The 19,978-nt window shown below is 60.2% G+C and carries 17 protein-coding genes; 8 read left to right on the top strand and 9 right to left on the bottom strand.

Annotated features, from left to right (window positions below; genetic code table 11):
- The first annotated feature begins 43 nt into the window (after positions 1 to 43).
- The 4 genes from SH292x_RS03225 to SH292x_RS03240 are packed head-to-tail and all read left to right on the top strand — an operon-like array spanning position 44 to position 1,818.
- The gene (locus SH292x_RS03225; RefSeq protein ID WP_442484144.1) at positions 44 to 379 is read left to right on the top strand and encodes an ArsR/SmtB family transcription factor; all 336 of its coding nucleotides are present in this window, start codon (positions 44 to 46) and stop codon (positions 377 to 379) included.
- Positions 376 to 837, top strand: a complete 462-nt coding sequence (locus SH292x_RS03230; protein ID WP_442484145.1) for an SRPBCC family protein — start codon at positions 376 to 378, stop codon at positions 835 to 837. Before SH292x_RS03225 ends, SH292x_RS03230 begins: the two co-directional genes overlap by 4 nt.
- Before the next feature lie 45 nt (positions 838 to 882).
- The gene (locus tag SH292x_RS03235) at positions 883 to 1,344 is read left to right on the top strand and encodes an SRPBCC family protein (protein ID WP_442484146.1); all 462 of its coding nucleotides are present in this window, start codon (positions 883 to 885) and stop codon (positions 1,342 to 1,344) included.
- Positions 1,345 to 1,389: 45 nt separating this feature from the next.
- Positions 1,390 to 1,818: a VOC family protein gene (locus SH292x_RS03240; RefSeq protein ID WP_442484147.1), complete on the top strand. Its 429-nt coding sequence runs from the start codon at positions 1,390 to 1,392 to the stop codon at positions 1,816 to 1,818.
- A 63-nt stretch (positions 1,819 to 1,881) separates the two neighbouring features.
- Here SH292x_RS03240 and SH292x_RS03245 read toward each other — a convergent pair whose 3' ends face one another.
- From SH292x_RS03245 to SH292x_RS03260, 4 genes are all read right to left on the bottom strand, one after another.
- Positions 1,882 to 2,571: a class I SAM-dependent methyltransferase gene (locus SH292x_RS03245; protein WP_442484148.1), complete on the bottom strand. Its 690-nt coding sequence runs from the start codon at positions 2,569 to 2,571 to the stop codon at positions 1,882 to 1,884.
- A gap of 78 nt (positions 2,572 to 2,649) precedes the next feature.
- Positions 2,650 to 4,212 (bottom strand): serine hydrolase, encoded by a 1,563-nt coding sequence (locus SH292x_RS03250; protein ID WP_442484149.1) that lies wholly within the window; start codon positions 4,210 to 4,212, stop codon positions 2,650 to 2,652.
- A 160-nt stretch (positions 4,213 to 4,372) separates the two neighbouring features.
- On the bottom strand, positions 4,373 to 5,875 hold the full coding sequence (locus SH292x_RS03255) for a serine hydrolase (protein ID WP_442484150.1): 1,503 nt from the start codon (positions 5,873 to 5,875) through the stop codon (positions 4,373 to 4,375).
- 89 nt (positions 5,876 to 5,964) lie between these two features.
- Positions 5,965 to 9,045 carry a LamG-like jellyroll fold domain-containing protein gene (locus tag SH292x_RS03260; protein WP_442484151.1) on the bottom strand — a complete coding sequence of 1,027 codons (3,081 nt, stop codon included), beginning with the start codon at positions 9,043 to 9,045 and terminating at the stop codon, positions 5,965 to 5,967.
- A gap of 385 nt (positions 9,046 to 9,430) precedes the next feature.
- Here SH292x_RS03260 and SH292x_RS03265 point away from each other — a divergent pair, with 385 nt between their 5' ends.
- Positions 9,431 to 10,648: a hypothetical protein gene (locus tag SH292x_RS03265; RefSeq protein ID WP_442484152.1), complete on the top strand. Its 1,218-nt coding sequence runs from the start codon at positions 9,431 to 9,433 to the stop codon at positions 10,646 to 10,648.
- Between the two features lie 238 nt (positions 10,649 to 10,886).
- Here SH292x_RS03265 and SH292x_RS03270 read toward each other — a convergent pair whose 3' ends face one another.
- Together SH292x_RS03270 and SH292x_RS03275 are read right to left on the bottom strand one after the other, a co-directional pair.
- Positions 10,887 to 12,119: a formylmethanofuran dehydrogenase subunit B gene (locus SH292x_RS03270; protein WP_442484153.1), complete on the bottom strand. Its 1,233-nt coding sequence runs from the start codon at positions 12,117 to 12,119 to the stop codon at positions 10,887 to 10,889.
- A 120-nt stretch (positions 12,120 to 12,239) separates the two neighbouring features.
- Entirely contained in the window at positions 12,240 to 13,826 is a 1,587-nt protein-coding gene (locus tag SH292x_RS03275) for a glycosyl hydrolase (protein WP_442484154.1), read from the bottom strand.
- Between the two features lie 133 nt (positions 13,827 to 13,959).
- Here SH292x_RS03275 and SH292x_RS03280 point away from each other — a divergent pair, with 133 nt between their 5' ends.
- The 3 genes from SH292x_RS03280 (at position 13,960) to glgP (ending at position 17,634) form a co-directional block, all read left to right on the top strand.
- The gene (locus tag SH292x_RS03280) at positions 13,960 to 14,382 is read left to right on the top strand and encodes a hypothetical protein (protein WP_442484155.1); all 423 of its coding nucleotides are present in this window, start codon (positions 13,960 to 13,962) and stop codon (positions 14,380 to 14,382) included.
- A gap of 323 nt (positions 14,383 to 14,705) precedes the next feature.
- The gene (locus SH292x_RS03285; RefSeq protein ID WP_442484156.1) at positions 14,706 to 15,023 is read left to right on the top strand and encodes an RNA recognition motif domain-containing protein; all 318 of its coding nucleotides are present in this window, start codon (positions 14,706 to 14,708) and stop codon (positions 15,021 to 15,023) included.
- Positions 15,024 to 15,435: 412 nt separating this feature from the next.
- The gene (glgP, locus tag SH292x_RS03290) at positions 15,436 to 17,634 is read left to right on the top strand and encodes an alpha-glucan family phosphorylase (RefSeq protein WP_442484157.1); all 2,199 of its coding nucleotides are present in this window, start codon (positions 15,436 to 15,438) and stop codon (positions 17,632 to 17,634) included.
- A gap of 636 nt (positions 17,635 to 18,270) precedes the next feature.
- Here the strand turns inward: glgP and SH292x_RS03295 are convergent.
- The 3 genes from SH292x_RS03295 to SH292x_RS03305 form a co-directional block, all read right to left on the bottom strand.
- Entirely contained in the window at positions 18,271 to 18,588 is a 318-nt protein-coding gene (locus SH292x_RS03295) for a hypothetical protein (protein ID WP_442484158.1), read from the bottom strand.
- A 280-nt stretch (positions 18,589 to 18,868) separates the two neighbouring features.
- The gene (locus SH292x_RS03300) at positions 18,869 to 19,159 is read right to left on the bottom strand and encodes a hypothetical protein (protein WP_442484159.1); all 291 of its coding nucleotides are present in this window, start codon (positions 19,157 to 19,159) and stop codon (positions 18,869 to 18,871) included.
- Positions 19,160 to 19,353: 194 nt separating this feature from the next.
- On the bottom strand, positions 19,354 to 19,782 hold the full coding sequence (locus tag SH292x_RS03305) for a Dabb family protein (RefSeq protein WP_442484160.1): 429 nt from the start codon (positions 19,780 to 19,782) through the stop codon (positions 19,354 to 19,356).
- Positions 19,783 to 19,978: the final 196 nt, after the last annotated feature.

A 19,978-nucleotide genomic window follows, 5' to 3' on the forward strand; every position in this document is an offset into this window, starting at 1 on the left:
GGGGAGGAATTGACATGCAACTAAAGGGTTGCATAATCGAGCGATGAGTAAACCACCGGCCGACTTCGATCTGGTGTTCAAGGCGCTCGCCGACGCCACGCGTCGCGAACTGCTCGATCGGCTGCACGCGGAGAACGGCCAGACGCTGGGGCAGTTGTGCCAAGGTCTTGCCACAACGCGGCAGGCCATCACCAAGCACCTCGGAGTTCTGGAGCAAGTAAACCTCGTGGTCACCGTGTGGCACGGCCGCGAGAAATTGCACTACCTGAACCCGGTGCCGATCGACCAGATCGCGCGGCGGTGGGTGCACAAGTTCGAAGCGGGGCGCGTGCGGCTGCTGAACGATTTGAAGGAACAGTTGGAGCAAGAAGAGTCATGAGCCAATCGAAGTTCGTCTACGTCACCTACATCCGCACGACGCCCGAGAAACTGTGGCAGGCGCTCACCGAGCCCGAGTTCACGCGAAAGTTCTGGTGCGAGTGCTGGCAAGAGTGCGACTGGCAGGTTGGCTCGGAATGGAAGTTGATGATCCCCGACGGCCGTGTGGGGGACAGCGGCAAGATTCTGGAAATCGTACCGCACGAGAAGCTGGTGCTCTCGTGGAAGAACGAGTTCAAACCGGAGATGGCGGCCGAAGGGGCCAGCACGCTGAAGTACGAGATCGAGCCCCTGGAATCGTCGGTCAAGCTCACGGTAACGCACGAGATCGACGTTCCCGAATCGAAACTGGTCGACGCCGTAAGCCAAGGCTGGCCTCACCTTTTGGCGAGCCTCAAGAGCCTGCTCGAAACGGGCGAGCCACTGGTGGAGACCACCAAGTGGCCCGAAGGGATGTAAGCGATTTCGCAACGTATCAATTGCAAGAGCTAACTGGAGTTCGCCGTGGAAAAACCTGCCTTCGTTTACGTGACCTACATCGACAGCACGCCCGAGAAAGTTTGGCAAGCGATCACCGATGGCGAGATCACCAAGCTCTACTGGGGCTGCCAGTCGAACGTCTCGGACTGGAAGGTTGGCTCGCCGTGGCAGCACCGCGACTGCGACGATGCCACGAAGGTCGCTGTCGAAGGCCAAGTCCTCGAAAGCGATCCGCCGAAGAAGCTCGTGCTCACCTGGACGCACCCCGGCAGCGATTTGCCGGCCTCGCAGGTCACGTTCGACATTGGCATGATGTCGGGCATCGTCCGCTTAACCATCACGCACGCAGGGGTGGACCCCGAAAGCCAGCAAGGGAAAATGATGGCGACGGGGTGGCCAATTATTATGTCGAGCCTCAAGTCGATGCTCGAACGTGGCACGCCGTTGGCCCCTACCACGAAGCGTTGGGGCGGCTCGTCCGAGTGAACGAATGTTGCAACTCACCCTAGTCTGACTGCAAGGAGGCCTCCGATGTCCGTCGCCGCGCGAATCAACCTTGTCACCTTAGGCGTTGCGGATGTTGCCCGGGCTCGCGAGTTCTACGAGCGACTTGGCTGGCAGGCATCGAGTGCTTCGAACGAGAGTGTCACGTTCTTGCATTCGACGAGCGCGGTGCTTGCGCTCTATGGCCGCGAGGCGCTCGCCGAGGACGCGGGGGTGGCGAGTGAGTCAGATGGGTTCGCTGGAGTTACGCTCGCCACGAATTACAACAGCGAAGCGGAAGTCGACGCGGCGTTCGGCCACGCGGTGGCCTGCGGGGCGAAGGCCGTCAAGCAACCGGTCAAAGCGTTTTGGGGTGGCTACTCGGGCTACTACGCCGATCTGGACGGTCACCTGTGGGAGGTGGCGTTCAATCCCTTCATGCCACTCGATGCGAATGGGAATATGACGCTGCCTTGAGTCGAGGCAGAGTAGCCAATTGGGGGCTGGTCCGCCGACGCGTAGGTCGGCGGCTATTACGGACTATTCGATGATCAGCGCGGCGTGGTGTCCGCTGAAGGCGATGAACCTGTAGGGCTTGGTGATCGTCTCGCACAGGGCTTTGTACTCTCCTACCTGCCAACCGGGGTAGGCTAGTAGTTCGTCGAAAATGACAACCGAGCCCGACTGCAGGCGATTGTGGAGCAACGACAGGATCAGCTTGCAAGGCGTGTAGGTGTCGGTGTCGACATGCAGCAGTGCGATGGGCTCTGGGTGCTTTGCCAGGAAGGGAGGAAGCGTCTTATCAATCCAGCCGGCGATGAGTTGCACTTGCTCTCGCACCGGCGGCAGTTTTCCGCCCAGGTCGAACGTTCCGGCTAGGCATTCGTGCCCCACCCAGTCTTCCTCGAGTCCTTCGAACGAATCGAAGCCGTAGAGAGGTCTCGGGTCTTCCAAAAAGGCGAGCGCATCGGCCAGGGTGTTGATCGAATCGCCTCGAAACACTCCAAACTCGAGGATCAGGCCCTCCTTGGGGAGTTTTGACAACGCATAGGCGTGCAACTGGCTTCGCGCGTCAAACAGGAGTGCGTGCTCGATGTGTTGTTCCACAAAATCCAGGCTCGATTCGAGGGCACGATCCCACATCCGCTGGCGAATCGGTGGCCCAATCCGTTCGGCGGGGGAGTCTCGAAATAGTTCTCGGATGCGTTCGAATCGATTCTGGTCGCTCATCGTCCACTCACATAACTTGGTCGTGAGCAACTTCGACTTCGCGCCGATTCCTCCAGCGAGTGCTCACCTCGCCGCTCATCATAGCAGCCCGTCACCGAAAAATGTCCGCCGACGCGTAGGTCGGCGGCTAGGGCGGACGGCGCAGAGAACTAGGAGCATGCTTGCGAGGACGAGCGAGCTTAATTCGGGGACGGACTGAGCGAAGCTGAATTCAAGGCCCGAGGTTTTGATCGCTTCGCGCATCAGGGCGACGTCGTCCAGGTCGACGATGCCGTCGAAGTTCATGTCGCCAGCGCGGTAGCGGTCCGAAATATAGAGGTCGCTAGTGTTCATCCTCCAGTTGGCGATGAAGGTGTCGATGTCGGCCGCGGTGATCTCTCCATCGCCGGTCAGGTCGCCCGGCACGTCGATGTCCAGCTCGCGGATGTCGAGCGTCGGCCAGTCGATTGTGCCGCCGCTGATCAAACTGGAGAACAGCGAGCTGGCGTCCCCCTCGGTGCCAGCCTTGTTGAACATGATGACGTAGTCGGTGCCGTCGCCGCGCTGCATGGCGATGACGCTGGTACCTTCGAACCCTCCCGTGTGGGCGAGCGACCAATTGCCGGGGCCGGGGCGTGGCGCCCCGATGTTGCTCCCCGCGATGGTGTAGACTTGCATGTACTCCAAGAGCGCAATCGGGTCGGCCACGATGGCACCCTGACCAATACGCGCTTCGTGATGCCAGCCGCCGTACGGGCGGCTGACAAGCTGCGGCTGACCATTGCCCGAGTTCCAGAAGACGTTGGTCGAGGTGGTCGACGACATGTAGTGCGGCTCGCGCGGGTCCTGATCGGCGGCGAACGTCCGACCGTGCTGGATCATGTGATCGGGGACCCCCATCGGCCGGAAGACTTCCTGGTGCATTGCTTCGATGTGGGGCAGTCCAGTGACCTCTTCGGCGATCAAGCCGAGCACCATGTAGCCAATATTGGAGTAGGCACTCCGCGAGCCGGGACTGAACTGCAAGCCCTGGTCGTTGCCAAGAATCCAGTTGAGTGTCGCCTCACGACCTGGCGGGCTCGCGACGCCCATATCGCTGGCGATGGTCCGTTCGGCGTACGTCCAGTCGCCCACCATCTCGCGATCCCAACCGCCGCGATGCTGGAGAAGATGATTTACCGTAATGTCCTTCAGCCGAGGGTCGAAGTCGTTGCCGAATGGTGTGTGATCGAGAATGCCGGTTCCTGGTTCGTCGAGGCTGAAGACGCGCTGATGCAGTCCGATGTGGCCGTCGGCGATGAGGTTGCGAATCGTGGCGGCGGTGAGTGGCTTGGTGACACTCGCGATGCGCATCGTGGCGTTCTCTTCGATCGGTACGGTGCGAGCGGCGTCGTCCCATCCAAACGCCCGGCGGTAGATCAGATTGCCATTGCGCATGATCGCCGCCACGCCGGCGCTGATGTTCTGCTCGGTCATTACGGTTCGCATCGCGTCGTCGAACGCTGTGAGCTCGGACACCAGCGGTCCCGCTTCGGGGAGTGCTTGGCCGCGTGCCGGTGATAGAAGGATCGACCCCACCAGAACCACGAGGATCCATGCCCAGCACCGCGCAGGGGGGGCGAGGGTGTTAGGTATCGAATCCGCTTCTTCCGCCTGGCACATCGCTCGGTTCCTTGTTGCACGACTCGAGGACGGTGGCCTGCGAGTTGTAAAGTCCGCAAGCCAACCTCCTCTAACGATGCGGCGAAGGAGTCTTGAGCGATTAAAAGCAAAATTCGACGGATGGGTGCGCTGGATTCGTAGGCGATATAGAGCGCGTCGCTTAAGTGTTGGAGCGCCGCGGTGAGACTCTGCAGGCACTGATGATTCCAGCAAGCACAAGGCCAACCATCCGTAGCGACGCGGGCTCGGGGATGGAGGTGGGGATGTCGAACGTGAGGCTTGATCCCGCTTGTCGCAGGGCGTTCCGAAGTAGCCACGCGTCCTTCAAATTGACGGTGCCATCGAAGTTCATATCACCCCGGAAGTAGCGGTCGGAAATGTAGACGCTAGACGTGTCGGATCGCCAGGAGGACAAGAAGGCGTTGATGTCGGCGATGTCGACCGCTCCGTCGCCCGTCAAATCGCCCGGCACGTCGATCTCGAGGGTGCGAATGTCGGTGGTGGGCCACTGGATGGTACCGGCGTTGATCAGTTTGTTGAACTCGGAGTCGGCGGTGCCCACGGTATCGGACTTGTTGAAGAAGATGACGTAGTCAATTCCATCGGCGCGCTGCACCGCCACGGTGCTCGTGCCAGATAGACTGCCACCGTGCGATCGGGTCGAGCCGCCCGACGTGGGAACGGGCAACCCGATGTCGCCGCCCGAGATGATGTAGTGCTGCATGTACTCGAGGATCGCGATGGGGTCGGCCACGATGCCCCCTTGGCCAATGCGGGCTTCGTGGTCCCAGCCACCGTAAGCGCGATTGCTGACGAACCCCGAACCAAACACGCTCAAGCCGATCCCCGCTTCGTAGTGCGGCTCGCGGGGATCTTGATCGGCCGCAAAGGTGCGGCCCTGCTTGATCATGTGGTCGGGAATACCAACGGGGCGGAACACTTCTTCACGCATCACTTCGAGGTGAGGCTTGCCGGTGACTTCTTCGGCGATCATGCCCAGGACCATGAAGCCGATGTTGGAGTAGGAGTAGGTCGAACCAGGGTTGTGCTGAAGTCCCGCGTCGTTACCAAGTATCCACCGCAGCGTAGCGTCGCGGCCGGGAGGGCTAGGGAGGCTCATGTCGCTGGCGATTTCTCGCTCGTCGTAGGTCCAGTCGCCAACCTGGTCGCGATTCCAGCCGCCGCGGTGCTGGAGCAAATGATTGACGGTGATGTCCTTGAGACGCGGGTCGAAGTCGTTACCGAACGGCGAGTGATCGAGGATGCCACTTCCAGGCTCGTCGAGACTGAAGACTCTTTGGTTGAGGCTGATGTGGCCATCGGCGATCAGGTTGCGAATCGTCGCGGCAGTGAGCGGCTTGGTGATGCTGGCGATCCGCATGGTGACGTCTTCGTCGATCGGCACCGTGCGGGCGGAATTGTCCCACCCAAACGCGCGGCGATAAAGCAGCTTGCCATCGCGCATAATGGCGGCGACACCGGCACTAATGTCGTGCTGGGTCATCGTTTGCCGCATGATGTCGTCGAAGGCCGTGAGTTGCGGGACGACCAGTCCCGCCTCGGGCCGCGATTGAGCCTGCGCAGCGGTCGTAGAGAATACTCCCGCCGCGAACGCGGCGAGTAGGTAGACCGCGTTTCGGCGCAGATTCGTAGTCGAGGACATGGATAAACGAGTCGCCAAAGACATGAGTAGAAATCCTCTTGCTCAAACCGTTCAGAATTTAGACGCGGGCGAATACTCGCGGGGGCGATTTACAAACGGACTTGGCAAACGTAGGGATGGCGTGTCCGCGATCTCGTACCCGCTAAGGAGGCCAACAGCATCGTGCTCGCGAGCACCGCAATTGTCCCGGGCTCGGGCACCGCGCTATGTCCCGACGTGACGCTGGCTAAGCCACCGGCGCCGACGCCAAATTGCGATTTCCATAGCGCGTAGTCGGCGGCGTCGACCACGTTGTTCCCCGAGCCGGCTCCGTTGAGGGCGTTTTCGTTCGCGGCCCCCAGGTTGTCTCGCCACACGGTGTAGTCAGCAAGATTGACGATGCCATCGCCATTGAAATCGCCTTGCAGCACATCCACGTAGTAGACGCCACCGCTGGTAAATGGCACGGCGCTGCTGGGCGCGCCGGCGAGCTGAAAGCTGAACCTTAGATCTTGCGAGTTCAGGTTCTTGTTGTAGGCATTGCCAAGGCTGATGCTCGCGCCGGCCGGAATGAGGGCGCCGTCGCCCGCCGCGCCTTCGGACAACTCGGAGTTCGTTCTGCCGAGTGCCGTCCATACATTCGCCCCACCATAGTTGGTGAAGTCGAGGCTGGTCCAGCCGCTGAAGCTCAAGGAGTTCGAGCTGCTTTCAATGGCGTAGAACTCCAGGGCAATGTCGTTCGTCGTGGTGTTCTTGAGCGTTATGTTTCCTGTGTCGGTGTTAACGGTGATGGTCAGGGGATAAGCTTCCTGCAACTGGCCGTTGCCGTAGTTCGCGGGGTTGCTCAGGTAATTCATATGCCCCTGAGTGAGTGGTTCGTCGTAGATGCGAACATCGCCGAGGGTGCCATCGAAGTACCACAGAAAGTCGTCCATGCGAGGCGTCATGCCAATCCCCATGCGGGTCCAAGGCTGGTTGAACATGAAGGGAGCGTCGCTATTGGCGTAGAGCACCCCATCCAGGTAAAGCTTGGACGAGCTACCGGTACTCGTATAAGCCAAGTGGTGCCAGTTGCCATCGTCGGCGTTCGCAAACGTACTCGACTTGTTTACCCCCGACTCCAGGTTGTTATTCACGTACTCGGCGGCCCGCGATGCCTGTGTTTGGTTCTCGAGATGCAGACGAGAGTAAGAGTTGTCGCTCCGGCCGCCCACTCCAAGCAGCGAGTTGTCGTCGGGCGTACCACCCGCGTCGCGGCGATACCAGACGCTTATCGTGCCAGAACTGAGGCCACTGAAATCTCCGACATGAGCGTCCAAGTTGATAAACTGCGAGAGAGCGGTCGCGGGGCTTCCCGTGTTATTCAATCCGCCGGCGAAGCGAAGCCCATGCGGCATCGTAATGCCGTCGCTGGCCCCCGAGAGACCACTGTTCCAAGCGGGGTTCGCGCCGAAGTTCACCAGTGTGCCATGGTTGGCCGCGCCTCCGCGTGGCGTGGGACTAGTATCGCTGGCGGTGGTGCCCCCGGCATCGGCCAAGTTCCACCAAGCGACGAGATCTGCGGCGCGCGAAACGTCGGCATTGAGAAGGCTAGCGGCAGCAATAAAAGCTGACACAACTGGCAGCCCGAGCAGTCGTCGTGGTAGTCGGCACGCCGCAGCCAAGGCCACTAGCGCCAAAAGGCCCAACGTACCCGGTTCGGGGACCTGAGTCATGGCACTCAGCGGAAGTGCCGCCGCGCCGGGATTGGCGGCCCGGTAGTATTGGTTCCAGATCAGGAAGTCGAACCGATTGGTTACGCCATCCTTGTTGAAATCTCCCGCCTCGTACTGCTCGGCGGGGGAGAATCCCGCGGTCGACAGGTTGTAGCGCGAGGCAAACACGCCCGCGAGGTCGGCCACGTTCACTAGGCCATCCGAGTTTAAGTCGCCTGGAATGATCTGGGTGACGTTATGCACTCCACCGATGTAGGTGACGTTGAGTGGAATAAACAGCCCTGCGGGAGTACCGTTGTCGACGACGATGGATCCCGTAATGTCTTCGATCGGATTTTGGATCCACGCGTTGCCCAGTGATACTTGCTGTGAATTGAAAAGCGTCGCACCATTGCCTGGTGAAGCGCTGAACTGGAACTCGCTTAACTCCGTGCGACTCGACGTGCCAACCAGTTTGTCCCACGTGTCATCGGGATCGACGGTGTTCGAGCCGTTGTGGCTATTCTCGTCGTAGTTGTCGGCGATGGAAGTCCACAGCGGGGCGTCGAGGGCACCCGTGGGGGAGAGTAGCTCGTAGCCGACGATGTTCACCGGCGCGGCGGTGCGATTGATCAGCTTGATCTGTCCACTCGACCGATTGATTTCGAGATCGAGCGGCGGTGGCACGGCGTCGAGGAACATCTGCTGAACGGCGGTCCCGCCCGATCCGGTGCGAGATCCAGCCGTGAATCGCACGGCGACGATTTCGGTAGGAATGAAGTTCTCCGAGGCCAAAGCCAAGTCGACGCTGCCATTGACCTGCGCCTTCACGCCGTTCAAGGAGAACTGATAAGTCGACGAGCCGATAACATAGTCGAGCACCACGTGGTCCCAAGCCGCTCCGTCGGAGTGCGTGAGGTTGGTGTTGGTGACGGTGTTGCCACCGGCTTGTCGGTTGACTCGATGCTGCAGCGTTCCGTTTGGATTGAACGGCATCAGGGTAATCGAAGCGGCGTCGGCATTGACTAGTGAGAACCCGGGCCCCGACGTGTTGAGAGTGCTGGTGGCGAAGTAGGTTTCAAACCGCAATAAATGACCTTGATGGATGGCCGTGGTCATCGGCGACGTCATGTTCGCGAAGGCCGAGGAGTTGGTGTCTTGCCGATCGATGCGCAAGTAGTTCTTGCCAAGTACCGGTGCCGGAACGGAGGGCGTTAGAAAGTCGGTGACCTGGATGTCGCCCGGCACGGCCTCAGGAATGCTTCCTTGCGGTGTCCCTCCGCCATTGATTTGCCAGCTCCCGACGGACGCGACCGGATCAAAATCCGCCGTGACATTGGGAGCCCAGTCGACGTGACTAACGTTGCTCCCCAGGTTCTCGAAGTTGTCGTAGAACAGCAATTCGCCGGTCGTCATGTTGCGAATCGAGACGCCCCAGGCCATGGGCGTGAGTGCCACGAGGCTAGCCACCGCTGAAAGGAGCCACAAGCGAATCATTGGTACCCCGTCCGAAAAGAATGCCTACCCATTCCGGCAGAGCGGGGCTAAATTGCCAGGCCTCGGAGTGTTCCGCCACTCCCGATCATCCACCGGATTAAGGCTATTTCTCGCGAAACGGGCCTCTTCTTGCGTGGTGCGCTCTGCCGTAGGAGCAGTATAGTCGATTCAATCCTGCAACGCCAGTAATATTTAATTCAGTCGGGAGATATTTGTAAGTCGGTGGTGACTTTTACTCCGTTCGGGCCATGGACGTCTGTCAATCTCGGCGAAGCCGACGGTGCTAGTCCATCGCCTAGCGGGGCAGGCTCTTACCGCTGTTGCGGAGGACTCTCCGTTGAAGTAGTCTGCCAGCGATTCGCCTAAGACCCCCCGAGTGCACTTCGTGCTAAAGCGCATCTACACATCGCGGTGGTACCAGTGGACTTGTCGTCTTGTCGCAGGCTTTCTTTGCCTGCTCACCGCGATCGTCGCCGTGATGAGCGTCGCTTCGGTCGACTTGCCAGTTCAGTACAAATCCGCAAAACCCGCGGCCGTCGTTAGCAAGAACGTTTGGCCGGCACGCGAGTCGCCGGCTCTTCCCGAGATGGCGCGAACCGGCCCCGGTCCGATCGACCTGGGTATCCACGGATGCTGCCGCGTACTTAGCCTTGCTAACGATGTCGAGTCTGGCGTTGACACTTATCTCTTGGTAACTGCGTCGTCGCCGGCCGCCGACGACGTTCAGGGAGAAATGGTGTTCCGTGGTAAGGCATCGGTCGGTGGTGGCTCATCCGACTTCCAAATGACGCTTGGGCGTCAAAACATGTCCATTGCCCAGGTGATGCCGGCGACGCACTCCGCCCAAGGCACGATGCTCTATTTGGGGAGTATCGATATCCTGTCCGCCGGGGAGTCTCGAATGCTACAACGAGCTCGCGACCAAGGCTGGAACGTGTTGGCGTGTTCGATTGGAATGGACTCCCGAATGCCTGAGCAAATCGTCGTCGACGATCGAGGCTCCACTCGATTGGCCCAGCGAATCGACGACCACTTGGCGGATCGAGCTTATGCCATGGAGGCGTTGATCGCTTACGTCGAGCAACAGTCGCCCGAATTGCTGGTTGGCCCTCGAGTGCTGGTCGGGATGAGCGCGGGTGCCATCGCCCTTCCCACCGTCGGTGCCCGAATCGGTGACGTTGATGCCGCCGTCGTGATTGGCGGGGGCGAGCACGTCGCCGAGATCATTGCCTGCAGTCCCTTGTTCGGCCAACACATCGAACTTGTCGATGTGCAGTACGAGATCGACAAAAAAGGTGATTGTATCACTCATCTATTTCCATGCACGGACCGACAAAAGAGGACCGAGTTCGCGGACGCCGTGCTGCAGAAATCGAAACTGGACCCGCACTATTCGGCCGCGGCATTGAGAGAGACGCCCGTGCTGATGGTGCAGGCTGAGTACGACCATATCGTCCCCGCCGCGGCAGGCGAAGCGTTGTACGAAACGCTCGGCCGACCCGAGCGCTGGCAGTACCGCACGGGCCACATCGGACTAACGTTGCTCATGCCGTGGAAGGCCGATTACGTTTTGGATTGGATGGCGACGCAGGTCGCGCGATGAGCAGTTGGGCACGGGGTCTTTTTGGCTGTCCGTTGCTTCTCGGCGACGATGGTGACTTCCATCCAGCCCATTTTTTGGCGGGCAGGTTCGCCAGTGCCACCTTGTGGCATCTCTCCTTGAGAGTAGAGGTCTGTCGGCTAGTACGGAAACACCGTCGAATCGATCGGAGGTCGAAGTACTTGAAGCCGTTTGTCAGCACGAGATTTTACCTTGTCAACATCGGTGGAACTGCCATTCTTTATTTCAGACAGTGGCCAATTCGCTTCAGTACCTCTTCCATCGTCGGGCGATCGGTTGCTCGCGCCGCACGCATCGGAAGCGTGATGCCATCGACTCGCTGGGTGGTTCCTCCGCATTCGACGCCGGGGCGGGCGGTGGGGATGGCGATCTTGGCGGATTGCATGGCCTGAGTATCTTGCCAATCGAGGGCGATCGTGGGAACCGTTGAAGGCATGTCGAGTTCACCGCCAACCACGAGGACGGCGTCGGTTTCGCCTCGGCTCAGCAGCTTATCCGTGGTCCATTCATCGGGGCCGTACTGGGGGTAGCCCGCGGCGAAGCTCACGCCGAGCGGGTAGCCGGTTTGCCACGTCAGGACATTCGACGCACCGGATTTGTTGCCCGCGCTGCCGGCAGGGACGGCGACCCATCGCGTGTGAGCGGTGAGGTCGGCCATGAGCTGCGTTAGCGCAACCGTCGCCTCGCGACTCGCGGCGAGGTTGCCACCGTAGATCACCGCGCCGTATTTGGCGGACTTCATCGTATCGACGAGCGATTGCCACTCGGTGAGCGTGACGCCCGTCTGTTGTTCGATGTTCGCGGCATCCGGTGCCATGCCGGCGAGGAGCATGCGAAGCGTGGTGAGCGCCTCGAAGTCGGAACCAGCGGTCAGGAGAATTGTGGCGTCGGCGAGCTTCGAAGTCTCCGACTTTTGATCGGCGATCACAATGAGCTTGCGATCCTTGCGGCCTTTGATCCACGGGCTCGTCGGTTCGAGCGAGTACCGCTCGAAGTGCCTTGGGTGCGTCGTGGCGAGATCGACTCCCCACACAATCACCAGGTCCGATCGCTGGGCAACTTCGCCGAGCGTCGCGGTGACGCCGCCGGCGGTCTGCAGGGCGAGGGTCGATGCCGCGTCGCTTGGCTTCGAAGTCCAGTCGATGCACGCGCCCAGTTGGTCGGCGAGCGCGACGGCCGCGCGGTTGGCTTCGTTGGTGGCGGACTGAAGCCCGGTTACCAACGGTAGTTTCGCTTCGCGGAGCAACTTAGCGGCGGCCACGATGGCCGCGTCGAGCGTTGCCGGCTTACCATCGATCAATGCCGCGGGTCCGGCGAGCGAAGGCTTTTCAAACCAGCTCACACCTAACCCACACGCGTGCACCGCTTCGACAACCGTTCCGCTCTTGTCGACCGACAAGCGAATGTCGTCGCAAGTACAACCGCAGGCGGTGCAGGTGGTGAGAGTTTGCATGGAGGTTCTTTGCAAGGCGAGCCGGAAGCGTCAGCGGCCGGAGTTGAGCTTAAATGCCCAATGACGAATTAACAATGACCAATGAAGGACGATGCATAGGTTGGTCATTCGTCATTCCCCCTACCCTCGCGCCAGGTGTTCGTCACTCTGGGTCGGCGACCTCAGGTGGTGGACTTCCAGGTCGTGGATGTGTAGGTCGGCGGTTTCGACGTAGAAACCAAAGGCCCCCTCGTCGTACCGGTGGTCGGCCAGCGACAGGACTACGTTGTCGTTGATCGACAGTTCGTGGTAGCTGCCAAACACGTTGAGGCCGATCGTCACGTTGTGGCGGTCGTCGGCGTAGTAGTTGCCCGTCTGCAGGGCGGCGAACTGCATCATATGCTCGCCCGACCGATTGGGGCCGGTCCCCCAGGCGCGGAGCTGGGCGATCCCTTTTCGCAGGTCGAGCGACAGGTAGTAGCCGTCGTGCGTCTCGCGGTTCACGCGGTACAGCAGCCCGCACTTGCCAGCGCCGATCATGCTGAGCCGTGCGGTCATGCGGAAGCAACTCGCCGGCTCGCGAAACACGTAGGCTTGAAAACCGGCGTCGCTGCTCAGGTGCAAGTCATCAGAACTAATCTGGCAGTAGTCCTCGCTCGACGTTTCTTTGAGCGTCTTGATGGCCGACGTGTCGATGCGCCCAAGCAAGTGCTTATCGAGTCCTTCGTACGAACGTGCCTTGAGCTGCCCCAACTCGGTCCGCACCAGACGCTTGGGCAGTGGCATCAAGTTGCCCATCGTGCGATCGTGCAGATTGGCGGTGTAGAAACACCACAGCAGCACGCCTTGGTCGTCGTAGCAAATGCGGCCCGCGTAGTTGCCGGTGGGGAGCAGCACGTTGTCGGAGTAGTTCCGCCACGGCTCGCCAATGCGGTGCGTGTGCCAGTAGCGAATCTTGGCGTCCTCGCGAATCGAACCAATTAGGTAGTACTCGCCTTCGACCTTCAGCAAGTTTGGCACCTCGATGTCGTCGTAGTGCATCGGCGCGTAAAGCGGCTCGTGGGCCTCGAACTTGTCGGGAGCAACTTCCTTCATCGCCCCGATGCAACCCCGGCGGACGAGCGGCCCGTAATTGGTCCGCGCGGCCATCAGCAACCATCCCTCGCCGTTCTCGCGGTAGTAGAACGGATCACGGAAGCTGATCCAATTGCGATCGTCGTCGTACGACGCTTCGTAGTGCTTGGGGTCGGGGGCCAGTGGATAGCCACTCGCGGGGTCACGAGTCGCCTTGATGCGCGTGCATTCTTGCGGCACCAAATCGGCGACCGCTTGCTGAATCACTGGTGGGTCCGACTTCCCGCGGCGGTCCTGCCAATTCACCGGCACCTTGGTCCAGCGATAGAGGTCGTCGCTCACGGCGAGGCCAAGCCGCTGCATGTTGCCTTGGTCGCACCGCGAGAGGCCCGTGTAGAACATCCGCCATCGGCCCGGCTGGTGCGGATCGGGGGTGACGTGCATGGTCCAGAGCATCAGGTCGTCCCAACTGCCGGGATCGCCAATGAAGATGGCGTTGTCGACCCGCCGCCAGTTCACGCCATCGTCGCTCACCGCGTGGGCAATGAAGTCGTGCGTCGGCAGCACCAAGTGGAACAGATGATAGAGCCCGTCGTGGTACACCACGTCCACGTCGCCAATTGACTTGCGGCTCCAGTTGGATTCGGAAAACATCGGGTGCAACCTTCTTCTCAGATTCTGCGGGCGTCACCCCCAAACTACGATGATCGCGATGCGAGGCCAAGTGGCAACGAACATACAGCGCCGACCGTTGCACTCGCTTTGCGAGGCGTCCATACTTCCACCCATGCCCGACTATCAATACCTATTATCGTTCCCCCTCGCCGACGATTCCCCCGCGTCGGTCACTCAGTTCTTTGAGCAACTCGCTGCCGGCGAGACGCCTGACGCGCTTCCCGAGAGCGATGAGCGGGCGCTCGAGACTTCGTCCGCCGAGGTCATTACGCTGCTCGCCGGACGGACTCGGTTTGCCGATGGCGAGGTGACGATCGTCGGCCGGGCGACTCCCGAGGAGTTCTTCATGCCGTTCATGGCGCTCGCCGAGTGGCTGGCCCGATGGTCGGCCGGCCGCGGCCCCGTGGGGTATTACCACCACACGGCCCTCGCGCACCCGACGGTGCTGTACTTCGCCGCCGGTAAACCGTACATGGCGCAGGCGACGGCGACGCCGATCGGACTGGCGGACGGGCTGGCTATGAATGACCAATGACGAATATCCAATGACCAGTGGCTTCTTAAGCCAAGGGGTCATTAGCATTGGTCATTGGTCATTCCCCCATTGGTCCTTCCCCCACTCTGGGGGTCTGAAATTCTTCCGATTTCCCGGACTATTTTTCTGGCGTTTTCCACAGATTTGGTAAATTAACGCCTGCGTACCCGCTGCCCGGTGACGCGTTCGAGAGATTCTTCAGGCGTGCATCTTGAATGCGGACGTCGACTTGAGGCGGGGCGTATGCCCATTGTATCGGCGGTAGCCCGACCGACTCGTGGTTGTCGTGGCCACTGCACGTCCGCGTCTTGGAGAGTTTCGAGATGAAGATCTACGTCGGCAACCTTTCCTACAACACGACACAAGCTGGCCTGGAAGAGAAGTTTTCTGCGTTCGGCCAAGTGGACGAGGTTGCCATCATTAACGACCGCGAGACCGGTCGTCCCCGCGGTTTCGCCTTCGTGACGATGGCGAACCACGAAGAAGGTTTACAAGCCATCGAAGGCATGAACGGCGTGGACCTCGATGGTCGCACGCTAACGGTGAACGAAGCACGCCCAAAACCCGCTGGTGGCGGCGGTGGTCATGGCGGTGGTGGTCCACGCCGAAGTGGTGGCGGAGGCGGCGGCGGTCGCTGGTAGGGGAAGCACGCGTGATTTGTGGGAGGACGTTTGGATTGTGGGAGGGCTCTCCGAGCCCGATTTTTCGGCCTCGGAGAGCCCTCCCACAATGAAGCTGCACTTCCACAACGAACCCTCGCTCACAACAGCATCGCTAGCAGCCGTCCCCTCTTCGAGGGCGTGCTTTGCGAATTCTGGGTAAACGAGGTTCCCTGCGGGCCACCTCGATGCTAGCGCAGCGTCGCAATAGTTTGCCGAATCGCTATAATGCGTCCGGTTAGTGTGGACCGTGCGCACCCGAGTGGGCGATGTTGGTCTACGCACCAAGCCTTGCCTGGCGGGCCGCATTGCAAGTGGACTGCATGCATTTGGCGATTCGCGCCAGGCGGATACGAACAGGCTATCGTTAGGATCAGGAATTAAGAGTCAAGTCATGAGCCAAGTAGACGACGGAACCACCACGGCCTTCGAACGAGTGAATTGGACCGAAATCACTCCCCAAGCCCTCTACAACAAACTGCAAACACTAGCGGGCAACCTCTGGTGGAGCTGGCACCCCGAGGTCGTCAGCTTGTTCCGCGATCTCGATCCGGTCCGCTGGCGGCAACTCGATCACAATCCCATCGCCCTCTTGGCCGAGATGACGCCGGAACTGGTTGCCGAGCGCGCGGGCGAAATGGTGATGTACACCCGAATCAACCAAGCCCATCGCCGGCTGAAGGATTACATGGCCGACACCCATCACACGTGGGGTGGCCATCACGCCGGCGTGCTGGGCTCGAAGCCGGTCGCGTATTTCTCGGCCGAGTTTGGCATTCACGAATCGGTACCCATCTACTCGGGTGGTCTCGGCGTGTTGTCGGGCGACCATATCAAGAGCGCGAGCGGACTGGGCGTGCCGCTGGTGGCCATTGGTTTGTTCTACGACCAAGGCTACTTCAAGCAGCATCTGGACGCCGAAGGCTACCAGCAGGAAGAGTACCTCGACACCAAGGTCGAGAACCTGCCAATGTCGGCCTGCAAGGGTCCCGATGGCAAGCCGATTCACGTGACCATCGACACCCGCGAGGGCAAGCTCATCGCCAAGGTGTGGTTGATGATGGTCGGCCGCGTGCGGTTGTACCTGCTGGACTGCGACGTCGAAGGCAACAGCCCGCAGGACCGCGAACTCACTTCGCGGCTGTACGGCGGTGACCGTCGCACTCGTATCCGCCAGGAACTGGTGCTCGGCGTCGGTGGCGTGAAGGCGCTGCGAGCGCTCGGCATCACACCCGGTTGCTACCACCTGAACGAAGGCCATAGCGCGTTCGCACCGCTCGAAGTCATTCGTGAGCGGATGCATGGCGATGGCTTGTCGTTCGACGATGCCCTGCGTGATGTGGCACAGCACACCGTGTTCACCACGCACACTCCGGTTCCCGCGGGTCACGACCGCTTCGACGCCGCGCTGATCGAAGAGCATCTCGGTCCACTTCGCGACCAGATTGGCATCTCGCACGAGCAACTGATGGGCCTCGGGCGCGTCGAGCCACAAAACGAGCACGAGTCGTTCTGCATGACGGTCATCGGCCTCAAGCTATCGCGTCGTGCCAACGCCGTGAGCTCGCTGCATGGCTACGTATCGCGTCGCATGTGGGCGCATTTGTGGCCGTGGCGTGTCGAAGAAGAAATTCCGATTGGCCACATCACCAACGGCGTGCACATCCCAAGCTGGATCGCCCAGCCGATGCAGCAGTTGTTCGAGCGCCAACTCGGCCAAAGCTGGCGTCTGCGGCTCGAAGAGCCCGAGATGTGGAGCAAGGTCTACCAGATCGATCCGGGCGAGTTGTGGGAAACGCACCACGCCCTGAAGAGCCGACTGCTGGAGTTCGTCCGCCGTCGACTCAGCCGCCAGTGCCGTCGTCGCAACGAAGACGAATCGTCCGTGGAAGCGGCTCGCATGGCGCTCGATCCGAGTGCGCTCACCATTGGCTTCGCTCGCCGGTTCGCTACCTATAAGCGGGCCGACTTGTTCCTCCGCAAGCTCGACGACATCGCCGAGCTGATCAACGACCCGGAACGCCCCGTGCAGTTCCTCTTCAGCGGCAAGGCACACCCGGCTGACGAAGGTGGTAAGAGCTTCATCAAGAAGATCGCCAAGCTCCGCCAGGATCCCCGTTTCTCGGGCCGTGTGGTGTTCATCGAAGACTACGACATCAACGTCGCGCGTCACCTGACGCAGGGCGTCGATGTGTGGCTCAACAACCCACGCCGTCCGCTCGAGGCCTCGGGCACCAGCGGTATGAAGGTTATTCTCAACGGTGGCCTGAACTGCTCGATCCTCGACGGTTGGTGGGCCGAGGCCTACAACGGCCGCAACGGTTTCGCCATCGGCAATGGCACGCAGCACGTCGACGACAACATCACCGACGAGCGTGACGCCGAGAATCTCTACAGCGTGCTGGCTGACGAAGTGATCCCGGCGTTCTACGAACGCGACGCCGACGGCCTGCCATCGAAGTGGATTCAAATGATGATCGAGTCGATCGCCACTCTGGCCGAGCGATTCAGCTCGCACCGTATGGTGGTCGACTACGTCCGCCACTGCTACGTCCCCGCCGCAGGGGGCTTGAGCAGCCACATGCCCGGCTAACGCTGGGTGCGAGGAGTTCGAAACTTAGAAGACCGCCGACCATCGGGTCGGCGGTCTTTTTTTCTGTTTTCACCATCCAGCAAGCAGGGCGTAGGATGGGTGCCTGCACCCATCAATAGAACGGAGATGTGGCGGATGCATGGTTTGGCGTTTGGTGGGGCCATGAGGTACAGCACAAGAACGCCATCGAAACGGAATGACTCAATGTCAAAGGCAGAGCTGATTGAAATCGCGGCCTATCGAGCAGTCATGACTGTTTCCCAAAGGAGACCGGATCAAATGAAGTGGGAGAGGTTGGGTGGCACCGACTTTCGGCCGGCAAAAACTCGGCCACTCAGCCACCGCCGTTGGGCCGATTGTCGGTGTCGCTTGCGACAAGAAGTTTCTAAGTGGTCCATCCACTTGGCAAGTCTTCGAACTTGGTGGCGGACGCCTCTTGTGCTCCGCACACGAACAATCGGCCCAAGTCACCAATCCTGCTTCGCCATCACGAACCCAAACCCGAATGGACCAGCAAGCCGAACGGCTGCTTCTGGCATTACCTCGGGATGATACTGTTTATCGTGGGGGTGGCGTTGTTGGTTAGGTGGTTACGGTGAGGGAGGATGTCGAAGTCGATCTGTAGGGACATAAAGCTCATAGAAGCTGTAAAGGGACCGTCATGCAAGCGCTCACAAGCAGTACCAAGAACAAGCTTCCCATCAACACGGCGTAATTTAACAGGGTAAGTGCTTTCCACCATCCCCACCACGTGAACCACGTCACCACAAGGCCGTCCGCGAGTAGGAAGCCGATGACTAGGAGGTACCAGAACTGCAGTACCAACTGAGAAATACTCGCAAATAGCCTTGCAAAGGGATAGAGATCGATCCCCGCCTCCTGAGCCACCATGTAATGCTCGGGCACGACGAACACAAACACGGCTTGCACCGCGAAGAATGCGAAAAAGTGCATGGCGAATGCACCTAGTCCATTAGCGATGGCCCAGCCTCTGGTTGGTAGTTCTTGTCCCATGATGGGTGCTACTCGCTGATGGAACTCCCTATCTCGCCGTGGAATGGCGGGCAACAGGCATAGTTCGGAAAATAGAGAAGGATTATTCCGGTCAGCAACCATCCGGGCGAATCGGTGCTCATCCGTGGCTGAGAAATCGCCACGCTTATACGATGTCTATCGCGTGCAGCGCCGGGTCGGCGCGGAGCTTGATCCGGCCTACGAAAACGCCATCTCGATCTCAGCGTTTCAAGATCGACGGTGTCTTGCCGGTGATCCCGATGTAAAGGCACACCGTTCCCATCAAAACGCTTACGAGCGCCGAACAAAGTTGCCGCCAGCTTTCGAGGCTCCATTCGGAGTGAACCACTGCGAAGGCGCGATCGGGAACGGACGAGATCATCAGAAGACCAAACCCCACCAGTAGAACGCGAAAGATCGGACGCGGGGCTGGCTCTTCGAATTCGAGTAATGGTTCGACTGCCGCAGGCGCCATCTCGGTCTGGGGCGGTTCGTAAGGATTCTCCGTCATGCCGGCCCCCACCGTTGTTTCGCGCTACTAAAGTACCACCAATCTCAACGAGCATCCGTGCTCATCGGTGTGCATCCGTGGCTAAGAACTATCTCAACTGCTGCATCGCGAGTGGCAGGGGTTGCTCTTGCGCGAGATCCTTCGGTCGCTGAGGCTCCCTCAGGATGACAAGACTGCCACGCGTTATGTGCGGCCTACTTATTCTCCGCTTCCGGCGCGTAGTCGATCACCGTCACGTCTTCGAGGTAGGGACGCAGGATCGTGCCGAACTCTTTGTGGGCTGGGTGGGGCAGGTAGGCGTCGCGGTCGGCGGCGGAGTCGAACGTGAGCAGGAAGCAATGGGTGAAACCTTTGTCGTGCTTCTCGGGGCTGTTGTTGGTGCCCCATTCGAAGTCGGCGATCTCTTCGATCTTCTCCGGCAGCGCGGCGAACGCCTTTTCCACTTTCTCGATGTCTGCTTCGGTCGTCCCTTCTTTGAACTTAAAGAACACCACGTGGCGAATCATGCCCTCGGGGGCCGCTGTGGCGTCCGCGGGTTTGGGGGCGTCTTGAGCAGTGACCAGAGTGGCGACCCAGGTGGCGACCAGACAGCAGGCGGCGATAGCAACGAGGCGGGATTTCATAATAGAAAACTCCGGTTGGGATGGGGGTGTTGGGGGGACGAGAGCGGTTTGCTGCCCGGCATTTTACCACAATTTCCACCGTTTTGCCCCAAGCTTGAAACCCGGGCGGCGAATGACAGGTAGGTTATCTTAGGCTCACCAGTTTGGGGGCCTTCGGGGGCGGGTGGGGAACGCGGGGCGGTTTGTTTTTGACCGT

It is taken from the genome of Aeoliella fuhlenseeensis (assembly GCF_052161615.1).
Taxonomy (GTDB): Bacteria; Planctomycetota; Planctomycetia; order Pirellulales; family Lacipirellulaceae; genus Aeoliella.